Below are 13377 nucleotides of genomic sequence, written 5' to 3' on the forward strand. Positions count from 1 at the left end.
ATGGTGCGGAAAGGGCACCACCTCGGGGTGTGCGCATTCGGCAACGAGGTCGTAACACGCGTCATGAACTCGTCACCGCGAGACATTCTCACGCAACACCGGCCGCCTACTCTTCGGACCCACGGATACAGCGCTGTATACGCAGCCCGGATACGCCGGGCCCCGTCCGGTTCCCACCTTCGAAGAAGGGCACCTCCATGCCAGTTGCCACATCCACGTTCGCCAGGCGCGCCGTCGCCGCGCCGGTCGCGCTGGCCGCCGTCGGTCTCGTGCTCAGCGCCTGCGGCAGCAAGGCCACCGACAGCACCGACGCCGCCGGATCCGCCTCGTGCGTCGACACCTCCGGCGACACGATCAAGGTCGGCTCGTTGAATTCGCTCTCGGGCACCATGGCGATCTCCGAGGTCACGGTGCGTGATTCGATCGCGCTGGCCGTCGAGGAGATCAACGCGAACGGCGGTGTTCTCGGCAAGCAGATCCGGATCGTGGCCGAGGACGGCGCGTCGGAGCCGACGGTGTTCGCCGAGAAGGCCGAGAAACTGATCAGCTCCGACTGCGTGGCCGCGGTGTTCGGTGGGTGGACGTCGTCGAGCCGCAAGGCGATGCTGCCGGTGTTCGAGGACCTGAACTCGCTGCTGTACTACCCCGTGCAGTACGAGGGCCTCGAGTCGTCGCCGAACATCTTCTACACCGGTGCCACCACCAACCAGCAGATCGTGCCCGCGCTGGACTACCTGAAGGAGAAGGGCGTCCGGTCGCTCTACCTCGTCGGCAGCGACTACGTCTTCCCGCAGACCGCGAACCGCATCATCCGCGCGTACGCCGAGGCCAACGGCATCGAGATCAAGGGCGAGGACTACACCCCGCTCGGCTCCACCGACTTCTCCACGATCGTCAACAAGGTCCGCACCGCCGACGCGGACGCGGTGTTCAACACCCTCAACGGCGACTCCAACGTCGCCTTCTTCCGCGAGTACGCCAACGTCGGCCTCACCGCCGCCGACATGCCGGTGATCTCGGTGTCCATCGCCGAGGAGGAGGTCGTCGGAATCGGCGCGCAGAACATCGCCGGCCAGCTCACCGCGTGGAACTACTACCAGACCGTGGACAGTGCCGAGAACACGGCGTTCGTCGACGCGTACAAGGCGAAGTACGGCGCGAACAAGCCCACCTCCGACCCGATGGAGGCCGCGTACGCCTCGGTGTACCTGTGGAAGAACACCGTCGAGAAGGCGAACTCGTTCGCCGTCGCCGACGTGCAGGCCGCAGCCGACGGCGTCTCGTTCGACGCGCCGGAGGGCACCGTCACGATCGACGGGGACAACCACCACATCTCCAAGACGGCCCGCATCGGCGAGATCCGTGGCGACGGACTGATCTACACGGTGTGGGAGTCGAGCGGGGTGATCGAGCCGGACCCGTACCTCGAGAGCTACGACTGGGCCGCCGGCCTGTCCGGTAGCTGATCACCGTGACCGGGAAGCCGACGAGAAGGGAGGCGACATGGATGTCGTCGTAGGACAGCTCTTCACGGGTCTGAGCATCGGCTCGATCCTGCTGCTGGCGGCGCTGGGCCTGTCGCTGACGTTCGGGCAGATGGGCGTGATCAACATGGCCCACGGCGAGTTCATCATGGCCGGCTCCTACACGGCATACGTCGTGCAGCAGGTGGTCTCGGCCGCCGGGGTGTCCCTGCTGGTGTCACTGCTCGTCGGTTTCCTGGTCGGTGGCACGATGGGAGTGCTGCTCGAGGTCGCCCTCATCCGGCGCATGTACCACCGCCCCCTCGACACCCTGCTGGTGACCTTCGGCGTGGGCCTGCTGCTGCAGCAGGCCGCCCGCGACGTCTTCGGCGCACCCGCCGTCAACGTGGTTGCACCGCAATGGCTCTCGGGTGGCGTCGAGATCTTCGGAGCGGTGGTGCCCAGGACCCGGCTGTTCATCCTCGTGCTCGCCGTCGTGTGCGTCGCGATTCTGATCGCCGCGATGAAGTACACCCCGATGGGCCGGCGCATCCGGGCCGTCGTGCAGAACCGCGACCTCGCCGAAACCGTGGGCATCTCGTCCCGCCGCACCGACATCACCACCTTCTTCCTCGGCTCCGGACTGGCCGGTCTGGCCGGGGTGGCCCTGACCCTGATCGGCTCCACCAGCCCCACCATCGGCCAGTCGTACCTCATCGACGCGTTCCTGGTGGTCGTCATCGGCGGCCTCGGCCGGATCGAGGGTGCCGTCGTCGCGGCGGTCGCGCTCGGCCTGCTCAACTCGTTCATCGAATACTCCACCACCGCCTCGATCGCGAAGGTGATCGTCTTCGTGCTCATCGTCATCTTCCTGCAGGTCCGGCCGCAGGGCCTGTTCGCGGTCAAGACAAGGAGCCTGGTCTGATGCCTGCCCCGAGACTTCTGCCGACACTCACCCGGCCCGGACCGGCCCGCACCTGGGCCGGGTTCGCACTCGCCGCGCTGTTGCTGTTCGTCCTCGCCCCTGTCGTGTTGTCGGACTTCCGGCTGAACCTGCTCGCGAAGTTCCTGTGTTTCGCGATCGTCGCCGTCGGGATCGGTCTCGCCTGGGGCCGGGGCGGCATGCTCACCCTCGGCCAGGGCGTGTTCTTCGGCCTCGGCGCCTACATCATGGCAATGCACCTGAAGATCGCCGACGCCGAGCTGCGCGGCGAGGCCGTCCCGGACTTCATGCAGATTGCCGGAATCCGTGAACTGCCCGGCTACTGGGCGCCGTTCGCCTCTCCGTTCGTGACGATCGCCGCGATCCTGGTGCTCCCCGCGCTGGTCGCGGTGCTGCTCGGGCTCGGCGTCTTCAAGCGCCGCGTCAAGGGTGCCTACTTCGCGATCCTCTCCCAGGCCCTGACCGCCGCCTTCGCGATCCTGCTGATCGGGCAGCAGTCGATCGGCGGATCGAACGGACTCAACCGCTTCCGCAGCTTCTTCGGCCTGTCGCTCGCCGACCCGGCGAACAAGCGGATGCTGTTCTTCGTCGCCGCGGGTGTTCTGCTCGTCGTCGTCGCGCTCACCCGGCAACTGATGTTCTCCCGGTACGGCGAGCTGCTCGTGGCCGTGCGCGACCAGGAGGAGCGGGTCCGCTTCCTCGGCTACGACCCGGCCGACGTCAAGGTCGTCGCCTACGCCACGGCGGCCTTCTTCGCCGGCATCGCCGGGGCGCTGTTCGTGCCCGTCGTCGGCATCATCTCCCCCGCCGACGTCGGCATCGTCCCCTCCATCGCGTTCCTCATCGGCGTCGCCATCGGCGGCCGCACGACCCTGCTCGGCCCGGTCCTCGGGGCCATCGGCGTCGCGTGGGCCCAGACCGCCCTGTCGGAGAACTTTCCTTCCGCGTGGACCTACGCCCAGGGCCTGCTGTTCATCGTCGTCATCGGGTTCTTCCCCGCCGGCCTGGCCGGGCTCGCGACGTTGCGCCGGCGACGTACCCGCACCGGCCCGGCCCGCCCGATCCCCGCACCGACCACGACGATGGAGCCGGCGAGATGACCGAACCCCACTACGGCGGCAACGCCGGTATGTCCAGCCAGTACCTCGAGATCCGCGATCTGCGGGTGAGCTTCGACGGGTTCACCGCCGTCGACGGCGTGGACCTGACCCTGTTGCAGGGCGACCTGCGCTTCCTCATCGGCCCCAACGGCGCGGGCAAGACCACCCTCGTGGACGCCGTCACCGGGCTGGTGCCGGCCACCGGATCGGTCACCAAGTCCGGCACCGAACTGCTCGGCAAGAAGGTGCACAAGATCGCCAGGCTCGGGGTGGGCCGCACCTTCCAGACCGCGTCGGTGTTCGAACAACTCACCGTGCTGCAGAACCTCGACATCGCCGCCGGCGCCGGTCGCTCCCCGTGGTCGCTGCTGCGCCGCCGCACGACGGTGCTGCCACAGATCGAGGAGGCCCTCGAGACGATCGGCCTGACCGGCCTGCGCGACGTGCCCGCCGGCATCCTCGCGCACGGGCAGAAGCAGTGGCTCGAGATCGGCATGCTGCTCGTGCAGAACTCCGACGTGCTGCTGCTCGACGAGCCCGTCGCCGGGATGAGCCACGACGAACGCGAGGAGACCGGGCAGTTGCTGCGCCGGATCGGGGCGCAGCGCACCGTCGTCGTCGTCGAGCACGACATGGACTTCATGCGCGCCTTCGCCACCTCCGTCACCGTCCTGGCCCGCGGCAGGGTGATCGCCGACGGGACCGTCGAACAGGTGCAGAACAACCCGCAGGTCCAGGAGGTCTACCTCGGGACCGCCACCGCTGTACAGGAGGCGTGAGATGCTCGAGCTCGTCGACGTGCGGACCGGGTACGGCCGCACCGAGATCATCCACGGGGCCACCCTGACCGTCCCCGCCGACGGAGTCGTCGCCGTCATGGGTCACAACGGGGCCGGCAAGACCACCCTGCTGCGCGCCGCCGTCGGCCTGCTGCCCACCACCTTCGGCCGGATCCTCCTCGACGGCGAGGACATCACCTCGCTGCGGCCCGCCGCGCGCGTCGCCCGCGGCCTGGCCTACGTCCCCCAGGGGCAGCAGTCCTTCGCGCAGCTCACGTGCGCCGAGAACCTGCAGGTCGTCGCCGACGGACGCAGACGCGGCAAGCAGCTCGTCGCCGACATGCTCGAGCTGTTTCCCGCCCTCGTGCCGTTGCTGGACCGACGCGCCGGTCTGCTCTCCGGTGGTCAGCGCCAGCAACTCGCGATCGCCCGCGCTCTGATCACCGAGCCCCGCATGCTCATCCTCGACGAGCCCACCGAGGGGATCCAGCCGTCGGTCGTCGCCGAGATCGAGAGCACTGTGGTCGAACTCAGCCGGCGCGGCGACCTCGGGGTCCTGCTCGTCGAGCAGCACATCGGCTTCGCCCTGCAGGCCGCGCAGCGGTACTACGTCCTCGAATCCGGCCGCATCACCGCCAGCGGCGACGGCGGGACGGACGCCGCCGGCACCGTCCGCGCGGCCATGGCGATCTGATGAGCGCCGGCGGCACGCGGCGTGACCGGGTCTACCGGGCGCTGCGTTCGGATCTGATGACGGGCGTTCTGCCGCCGGACGCCCGGCTCGGCGAGGAACGACTCGCCGAGCAGTACGGGGTCTCCCGGACGCCGGTGCGGGAAGCACTGGCGCGGCTGGTGTCCGACGGGCTGGTCGAGCGGCGTGAGCAGGGGCTGTTCCCGTACCGGCCGCGCTTCGACGACCTCGCCGACCTGTACGAGCTGCGGACCACATTGGAGCTGAGAGGCATCCGCCGGGCGCTGGCCGATCACTCGGTCCGGCACGATCCGCACGTGCTCGGCGCCGAGCTCGACCGGTGGTACGCGCTGCGGCGGGATCTGCCCGAACCGGACGCGGGCTTCGTCGGGCTCGACGAACAGTTCCACCTGGCATTGCTGGCTGCCGCCGGCAATGCGGCCCTGTGCGACGCACTGGCTGCCGTGAACGCGAAGGTGCGGCCCGTGCGCATGTTCGACTACCTGACGCACGACCGGATCACGGCGACCGTCGACGAGCACATCGGCGTGGCGGAGGCGGTGCTCGCCGGCCGCCTCGAAGACGCCCACGACCAGCTCCTCGCCCACATCGACACCTCGCGGGCGGTGGTGGTGCAGCGCGCCGAGCAGGCCCGGAGCATGGCCCGATTGGCGCGTGCCGTGCGAGACTGACCGGCATGTCGCCTCGCATCCGGCCCGGCCGGTTCAAGGAACTCGGCCCCCTCAACTGGGCGGTCTGGCGTGTGCTCTCGACTGTGGCGGGAACGAAAGACGCGCGCCTGTTCAGCACCCTGGGCCGTACCGGCGGCCTGTTCCGCGGCTGGCTGCACTACTCCGGGAAGCTCATGCCGTTCGGGCGGTTGCCCCGGTTCGAATCCGAACTGGTCATCCTGCGGGTGGCGCATCTGCGCGAGTGCGGCTACGAGTGGGACCACCACACCCGCCTCGGCCGCCGCGCCGGCATCACTCCCGAGATCCTGCAGCGCATCCTCGACGGCCCCGAGGCCCCCGGATGGAGCCCGCGGCACCGGGCGATGCTCGCGGCCGTCGACGAACTGGTCACCACCAAGGACCTCGGCGACGAGTCGTGGGCGGCGCTGGCCGCTCACCTCGACGACCGGCGGATGATCGAATTCTGCCTGCTGGTAGCGCAATACGACGGCCTGGCCACCACCATCGGCGTGCTGCGCATCGAGCGGGACTTCTGAGAGTTCTTCCTAACCGTCGCTTTACCGCGGGCAATCTCGGCGAAACACGACGTCCATAGCGTATACAGCTATGTCGACACGTACGGATACAGCCACGGCGCAACCGCTCCGGACCCGGGTGTACCGGGAGCTGCGTACCGAACTGATGAACGGCTCGATCCCGGTCGGTGAGCGGCTGACCGAGCCGAAACTGTCCGCGCGCTTCGGCATCTCCCGCACCCCGGTCCGGGAGGCCCTCGCGATGCTGTGCGCGGACGGCCTGCTGCGCCGCGAGGAGTACGGATTCTCGCCGGTGCCCCCGAGCATTCCCCGCATCCGCGACCTCTACGAGCTGCGGATCACCCTGGAACTGCAGGGCATTGCGCGCGCGATCGACAATCCCGATGTGCGGCACGACCGCGTCGCCCTCACCGCCGAACGCGAACGATGGTTACACCTGTCCGCCCATCCGCCGCAGCAGGAACCGGGTTTCGTGGTGCTCGACGAGGAGTTCCACGTGGCCCTGCTCGCCGCATCGGGCAACGCGGAACTGGCCGGCTCGCTCGAGTCGGTCAACTCCCGGATCCGGCACGTGCGGATGTACGACTTCATGGTCAACAGCCGGATCGAGACGTCGATCACCGAACATCTCGCCATCGTCGACGCCGTCCTCGGCGACGAACTCGAACTCGCCCACCGGTTGCTGCACCGGCACATCGGCGAATCCCTCGCAGTGGTGCTCGACCGGGTGACCCGTGCCGTCACCGCGATGTCGTTCGCTCACTGACGACCGTTCCGCCCCCACACCTTCCCCGTCACCGAAGGAGCCCGTCGTGACGTTCGCTTTCGACACCCTGCTCGTCGCCAACCGCGGCGAGATCGCCTGCCGCATCATGCGTTCGGCGCACACGCTGGGGCTGAAGACCGTCGCCGTCTACTCGGATGCGGACGCGTCCGCCGCGCACGTCGAAATGGCGGGCATGGCAGTGCGTCTCGGCCCGGCCCCGGCCGCGCAGTCGTATCTTCGGGCGGATGCGGTGATCGAGGCGGCGCTGTCGACCGGCGCCGGCGCCGTCCATCCCGGCTACGGCTTCCTCTCGGAGAACGCCGAATTCGCGGCCGCGTGCGAGTCGGCGGGCATCGCGTTCATCGGGCCCACCCCCGAGCAGTTGCGGGTCTTCGGCGACAAACACACCGCCCGCGAGGCGGCCCGTGCCGTCGGGGTCCCGCTCGTCGAGGGCAGCGGCCTGCTCGGGTCCGTCGACGACGCGCTTGCCGCAGCCGCCACCGTCGGTTACCCCGTGATGCTCAAGGCCGTCGGCGGCGGCGGCGGCATCGGGATGCAGGCCTGCCACACCCCGGGCGAACTGCGGGACGCCTACGAGCGGGTGCAGCGTCTCGCGTCCGCGAACTTCTCCTCGTCGGGGGTGTTCCTCGAACGGTTCGTCGCCCACGCCCGCCACATCGAGGTGCAGGTGTTCGGCGACGGTCTCGGCCGCACGATCAGTCTCGGCACACGCGACTGCTCGCTGCAGCGACGCAACCAGAAGGTCGTCGAGGAGGCGCCCGCACCGAACCTGCCCGACGCGGTCGTCGAGGAACTGCTCGCGTCGTCGCGACGGCTCGCGTCGTCGGTGCACTACCGCTCCGCCGGCACCGTGGAATTCGTGTACGACGTCGAGCGCGGCGAGGCGTCGTTCCTGGAGATGAACACCCGTCTGCAGGTCGAGCATCCGGTCACCGAAGAGGTGACCGGCATCGACCTGGTGGAGTGGATGCTGCGGCTCGGCCGGGGCGAGACCGAGATGCTCGACGCCCTGCCCGACAGCGGACCGCGCATCGTCGGTCACGCCGTGGAGGCGCGCGTGTACGCGGAGGACCCGGGGCACGACTACCGGCCCAGCGCCGGGCTGCTCACCGCCGTCGAGTTCCCGGCCCACACCCGCGTCGAGACGTGGGTGGACACCGGCACCGAGGTGAGTTCGTTCTACGACCCGATGCTCGCCAAGATCATCGTGCGCGGCGAGTCCCGTCGCACCGCGTTCGCGGCCCTCGCCGAGGCGCTCGACGACACGCACCTGTACGGGGTGCAGACGAATCTGCCGCAGCTGCGGCGCATCTGCACGGCGGAGCCGGTGCTCGGGGCCGCTCACACCACCGCGACGCTGCGGGAGGTGCGGGCGACGGGCCACCGCATCGACGTGCTGCGCGCGGGCACCATGACCACGGTGCAGGACTTCCCCGGCCGGATCGGGTTGTGGGCGGTCGGCATTCCGCCGTCGGGGCCGATGGACGACCTGTCGATGCGCGCCGCGAACGGCGCCGTCGGCAACCCGGAGGGGGCACCGGCGCTGGAGTGCACGTTGCAGGGTCCGCGTCTCCAGTTCTCCGACCCGACGCTCGTGTGCGTCACCGGTGCCCCGGTCGTGGTCACCGTCGACGGGACCCCCGTGCCCATGTGGGAGCCCCTGGAGGTGCCGGCCGGTGGCGTGCTCGACGTCGGCACCCCGGCCGAGCAGGGCCTGCGCACCTATGTCGCGGTGCGTGGCGGTCTCGACGCCCCGCTCTACCACGGCAGCGCTTCGACGTTCACGCTCGGCGGCTTCGGGGGCCTCACCGGCAGGGCCGTCGCCACGGGCGATGTGCTCGGTGTGGCCGAGTCCCGGGCGCTCGCCTCCCCCGGACCGGTGCCCGTGGACCGTCGGCCGGAGTTCACCCGTACGTGGCACCTCGCGGTCACCGAGGGGCCGCAGCCGGCACCGGCGTACTTCACCGAGGACGACCTGGCCCAGTTCTACGCCGCCACGTGGACGGTGCAGTCCCACGCGAACCGCACCGGGATCCGCCTGGAAGGCCCGAGACCCGGCTGGTCCCGCACCGACGGCGGGGAGGCCGGGCTGCACCCGTCGAACCTGCACGACAACCCCTACTCGGTGGGCGCGCTCAACGTCTCCGGCGACACCCCGATCCTGCTCGGCCCGGACGGCCCGAGCCTGGGCGGATTCGCCTGCCCGCTGACGGTCGTCTCCGGGCACCGCTGGAAGATGGGACAGATCCGGCCCGGGGATTCGGTGCGGTTCGTCCCGGTGACCGACGAGGCGGCGGTCGAGCTGCGCGGCGCCACCACTCGCGCCCTCGACGTCCCGCCCGTGGCGCGGCCGTCCGCACTCGACGGCGGCCGCTTGGCCGGCACCCCGGCATTCCTGGATCGCCCCGAGGTGGTCTATCTCCGCGGCGGCGACGACAACATCCTCGTCGAATACGGCGAGATGGTGCTCGACCTCGGTCTGCGGATGCGGGTGCACGCGCTGTCCGAGGCGCTCGCGGCGCTGCGCCTGCCGGGCATCGTCGACGTCACGCCGGGTGTGCGGTCCCTGCACGTGCACTTCGACCCGGACGTGCTGCCTCAGCACCGCGTGCTGGGGATCCTGCAGGATCTCGAGACCGAACTGCCGGCCACGCACGACCTGGTGGTCCCCAGCCGCACCGTCCGCCTGCCGCTCTCGTTCGACGACCCGTCGATCGCCGAGGCGATCTCCCGCTACCACAGCGGTGTCCGCGCGTCGGCGCCGTGGCTGCCGTCGAACACCGAGTTCATCCGGCGCATCAACGGACTCGACTCGGTCGAGCAGGTGCGGGACACGGTGTTCGACGCCGAGTACCTCGTCCTCGGCCTCGGCGACGTGTATCTCGGTGCGCCGCTGGCCGTTCCGCTCGACCCCCGGCATCGGCTCGTGACGACGAAATACAACCCGGCACGCACGTGGACCCCGTCGGACGCCGTGGGCATCGGCGGCAAGTACCTGTGCGTCTACGGGATGGAGTCCCCTGGCGGCTACCAGTTGATCGGGCGAACGGTACCGATCTGGTCCGGATACCGGCAGTCCGGCCCGTTCGAGGACGGCAAGCCGTGGCTGTTCCGCTTCTTCGACCGGATCGTGTGGGAACCGGTGAGCCCGGAACAGCTGCTCGAGCACCGCGCCGCGTCCCTGGCAGGCCGGTTCGACGCCGAAGTCTCGGAGGGTACGTTCGCCCTCGCCGACCATCTGCGGTTCCTGGCGGACAACGCCGAGTCCATCGACGCGTTCCACGAGCGGCAGTCCGCGGCGTTCGAGACCGAGAAGCTGGCATGGCACGCGGCCGGTGAGTTCGACCGGGCCGAGTCGGCACCGGCAGAGGTGGCCGAGTCCACCGACCCGCTCGCCGGGATGCCGGCCGGATCCGTCGTCGTCGAAGCCCCCATGGTCGGCAACGTGTGGCGGGTCGAGGTGGCGGAGGGTCAAGAGGTCGGCGCCGACGACACCGCCGTCATCCTCGAGGCCATGAAGCTCGAGATGCCGGTGCCGGCCGCCGTGCAGGGGACCGTCCTGAAGGTCCTCGTCGGACCGGGCGCGAAAGTCGCCCCCGGTACCCCTCTTCTCGTGATCGGAGCAGCATGAGCATCGTTGTGGAACAGGCACTCTCGGCGACGTCGGTGTCGAGCCGGGCCCGCGCGGAGGCGGCGCTGCGCCGCATCGACGAGGTGGACCGGCCGGAGGTGTGGATCGCGCTGCGGCCTGCCGCCGAGGTGCTCGCCGACGCCGACTCCGTGGACGAGCGCGTCGCGGCGGGCGAGAACCTGCCGCTCGCGGGCCTGCTCGTCGCGGTGAAGGACAACGTGGACGTCGCGGGGATGCCGACCACGGCGGGCTGTCCCGAGTTCGCGTACACCCCCACCGAGACCGCCTCGGGCGTCGCGCGCCTCGTCGACGCCGGTGCGGTGATCCTGGGCAAGACCAACCTCGACCAGTTCGCCACCGGTCTCGTCGGCACCCGCAGCCCGTACGGCGCGGTGCGCTGCTCCTGGGATCCCGAACGGGTGTCGGGCGGCTCGAGCTCGGGTTCGGCGACCGCGGTCGCACTCGGTATCGCGGACCTCGGGATCGGCACCGACACCGCGGGTTCCGGCCGGGTCCCGGCCGCGCTGCAGGGACTCGTGGGGATCAAGGCCGCCCTGGGCGTGATCCCGGCCCACGGCGTGGTGCCGGCCTGCGTGGACTACGACTGCCTCACGGTGTTCGCCACGTCGCTCGACCTGGCGGCGACCGCCGCGGCGGTGATGGCCGGGCCGGAACCGCGCGACCCGCGCAGCCGGACGTGGCCGGCCGACGTAGCGTTCGCGGCGCCGGCGTCGCCGCGTGTCGCGGTTCCGCGCGCCGAGAATCTCGTCGCGCTGTGCGACGACTACCGGGACGCGTTCGCGCGCACGGTCACTGCGGCGCGCGACGCCGGGATGGAGGTGACCGAAGTCGACGTCACCCCCCTGCTGGAGGCCGCGACGCTGCTCTACGACGGCGCCGTCGTCGCCCAGCGGTATGCAGCCGTCGGCGAGTTCCTGGCGACGAACCCCGCCGGCGCCGATCCGACGGTCGCGGCGATCGTCGCGGCCGCAAAGCGCCCGGCGGCGCACGAGCTGGTGGCCGACCTCGACACGCTGACCCACGTCGAGGCCGTCGCGGCGGGCCTGCTGGACGGGTTCGACGGGCTGTTGCTGCCCACCACCACCGAGCACCCGACGATCGCGGCGGTGCAGGCGGACCCGACCGGGATCAACCGGCGGATGGGCACGTTCACGAACTTCTGCAATCTGCTCGACATGGCGGCCGTCGCGGTGCCGGGTGCACCGACCGTCGACGGCCGTCCCTTCGGGGTGATGTTCGTCGTGCCGGCCTTCGCCGATCAGGTCGCGGTCGATCTCGCGGCCCGGTTGACGGGCGTCCCCACGCCGGAGTTCGTCACGGGCGGTGTGGAGCTGGCGGTGTTCGGGGCGCACCTGCGTGGCCAGCCGATGCACTTCCAGCTCGAGGAGATCGGCGCCCGGTTCGTCGACGAGGTCCGCACCTCCGACGCGTACCGGCTGACGGCGCTGAACACCACTCCCCCGAAACCCGGCCTCGTCCGTCACGGCGCAGGCCGGGGCGCGCCGATCGCCGGCGAGCTCTTCCGCGTCTCCGAGGCCGGCCTCGGCCGGTTTTTAGCCGCACTGCCCGCTCCGATGACGCTCACCAGCGTCGAACTGTCCGACGGTCGGTGGGTCGTCGGCTTCGGCTGCACGCACGACGCCGCGGCGGACGCCGTCGACATCACCGAGTTCGGCGGCTGGGTGGCGTACCGGAGTCGCTGAGTCGGTGCGCGACTTCGGAATCTGCCTACGCCCCGGCGTGGGCGGATTCCGGTTCACCGCTTCGATTTCCGAGCGACGGCACGGGCGAATCGTTCGGCGACGACGTCGAACCGCTCCAGGTCGGCCCACGTCCACCGGACGACCTCGAGCCCGAGATCGCGCAGCGCGTCCTCCCGATGCTTCTCCGCGACGAGATCGCGGCGGTCGGAGTACTTCCCGGCGCCGTCGAACTCGCCGACGACGCCCTCGGTTTCCCAGAAGAAGTCCACGCGGTACCGGCGCCCGTCCCGAACCACGACCTCGTGCTGCAGTTCGGGCCGCGGCAGGCCGCATCGAGCCATCCGCAGACGGGACAACGACTCCCCGACACTGTCGCTCCGCCCGTCGAGTAGGTTCACCACCGCGGCTGCCCGAGATGCGCCGGTACGGTGCCGGGCGGCGGCGAGCACCCCCGGCAGGAGCTCCCGCGCGGACGGTTCGGCGCGCAGGCCGGAGTCCCCGGCGACGACGGCCTCGTCGAGCGGCAGCGACCGCCCGAGGTCGACGACGGTCCGCGCCACGGAGGTGACGTGGACGCCGTCGATTACGACGACGTCGCCGTCGCGCCAGTCGGTTGCATGCACATGCAGGTATGTGGCCTTGCGCCCACTCGCAGATGTCCGCGAGACGTGCACCCGGCGCAGGTCCACGTTCCACACGTCCAGGCCGAGCAGGACGGCGGCCGACACGTGGCTGAGCGCATCCCCGGGCCGCAGACCCGCGCCGAAGTGCCGCGCCATGACCCGGTGGCGGCCCACGTCGTCGAGGGACGCGACGTCGGTTCGGTCCAGGTAGACGCCGGGTTTCAGCGCGACGAGGTCTCCGGCACGCAGCGCCGCCCGGATCCGGTCGTCCGATATGCCTTGCGTCAGCAGGTCCTGTCTCGTCATGGCGATGGGATCGGTCATGCAAGGAGGGTGACGCACACCTCGGGCGGCCGCGGTCGGAATATGCGCGGACCGGCGCATCTGGGGATGAAGCCGCTGCCTGTG

Annotated in this window: 11 protein-coding genes; 10 read left to right on the forward strand and 1 reads right to left on the reverse strand. The window is 70.4% G+C overall.

All coding sequences use genetic code 11. The features are described 5' to 3' along the window. The first annotated feature begins 197 nt into the window (after window positions 1-197). The 10 genes from urtA (at window position 198) to atzF (ending at window position 12346) form a co-directional block, all read left to right on the forward strand. Window positions 198-1466, forward strand: coding sequence for an urea ABC transporter substrate-binding protein (gene urtA / locus ACM26Y_RS18850; protein ID WP_416061566.1), 1269 nt, complete (start codon window positions 198-200; stop codon window positions 1464-1466). A gap of 37 nt (window positions 1467-1503) precedes the next feature. Further along, complete coding sequence (gene urtB, locus ACM26Y_RS18855) at window positions 1504-2388, forward strand: urea ABC transporter permease subunit UrtB (protein ID WP_289378554.1); 885 nt, start codon at window positions 1504-1506, stop codon at window positions 2386-2388. Then, window positions 2388-3506 (forward strand): urea ABC transporter permease subunit UrtC, encoded by a 1119-nt coding sequence (gene urtC / locus ACM26Y_RS18860; RefSeq protein WP_416061567.1) that lies wholly within the window; start codon window positions 2388-2390, stop codon window positions 3504-3506. Before urtB ends, urtC begins: the two co-directional genes overlap by 1 nt. Beyond that, window positions 3503-4285 carry an urea ABC transporter ATP-binding protein UrtD gene (gene urtD / locus ACM26Y_RS18865; RefSeq protein WP_003937456.1) on the forward strand — a complete coding sequence of 261 codons (783 nt, stop codon included), beginning with the start codon at window positions 3503-3505 and terminating at the stop codon, window positions 4283-4285. Before urtC ends, urtD begins: the two co-directional genes overlap by 4 nt. A 1-nt stretch (window position 4286) precedes the next feature. Continuing rightward, complete coding sequence (urtE, locus tag ACM26Y_RS18870; protein ID WP_003937455.1) at window positions 4287-4979, forward strand: urea ABC transporter ATP-binding subunit UrtE; 693 nt, start codon at window positions 4287-4289, stop codon at window positions 4977-4979. Continuing rightward, window positions 4979-5668 carry a GntR family transcriptional regulator gene (locus tag ACM26Y_RS18875; protein WP_416061568.1) on the forward strand — a complete coding sequence of 230 codons (690 nt, stop codon included), beginning with the start codon at window positions 4979-4981 and terminating at the stop codon, window positions 5666-5668. Before urtE ends, ACM26Y_RS18875 begins: the two co-directional genes overlap by 1 nt. A gap of 5 nt (window positions 5669-5673) precedes the next feature. Continuing rightward, entirely contained in the window at window positions 5674-6204 is a 531-nt protein-coding gene (locus ACM26Y_RS18880; RefSeq protein ID WP_416061569.1) for a carboxymuconolactone decarboxylase family protein, read from the forward strand. A 70-nt stretch (window positions 6205-6274) separates the two neighbouring features. Next, window positions 6275-6970, forward strand: coding sequence for a GntR family transcriptional regulator (locus ACM26Y_RS18885; RefSeq protein ID WP_416061570.1), 696 nt, complete (start codon window positions 6275-6277; stop codon window positions 6968-6970). A gap of 46 nt (window positions 6971-7016) precedes the next feature. Continuing rightward, window positions 7017-10622 carry an urea carboxylase gene (gene uca, locus ACM26Y_RS18890; RefSeq protein ID WP_416061571.1) on the forward strand — a complete coding sequence of 1202 codons (3606 nt, stop codon included), beginning with the start codon at window positions 7017-7019 and terminating at the stop codon, window positions 10620-10622. Then, a complete protein-coding gene (gene atzF / locus ACM26Y_RS18895) occupies window positions 10619-12346 on the forward strand; it encodes an allophanate hydrolase (RefSeq protein ID WP_416061572.1) in 1728 nt (575 codons plus the stop codon). The genes uca and atzF overlap by 4 nt, the downstream gene beginning before the upstream one ends. Before the next feature lie 53 nt (window positions 12347-12399). Here the strand turns inward: atzF and ACM26Y_RS18900 are convergent, their stop codons facing one another. Next, window positions 12400-13293, reverse strand: a complete 894-nt coding sequence (locus ACM26Y_RS18900; RefSeq protein ID WP_416061573.1) for a hypothetical protein — start codon at window positions 13291-13293, stop codon at window positions 12400-12402. Window positions 13294-13377: the final 84 nt, after the last annotated feature.

This window comes from Rhodococcus indonesiensis (assembly GCF_047782815.1).
In the GTDB taxonomy this organism is placed as follows: domain Bacteria; phylum Actinomycetota; class Actinomycetes; order Mycobacteriales; family Mycobacteriaceae; genus Rhodococcus; species Rhodococcus indonesiensis.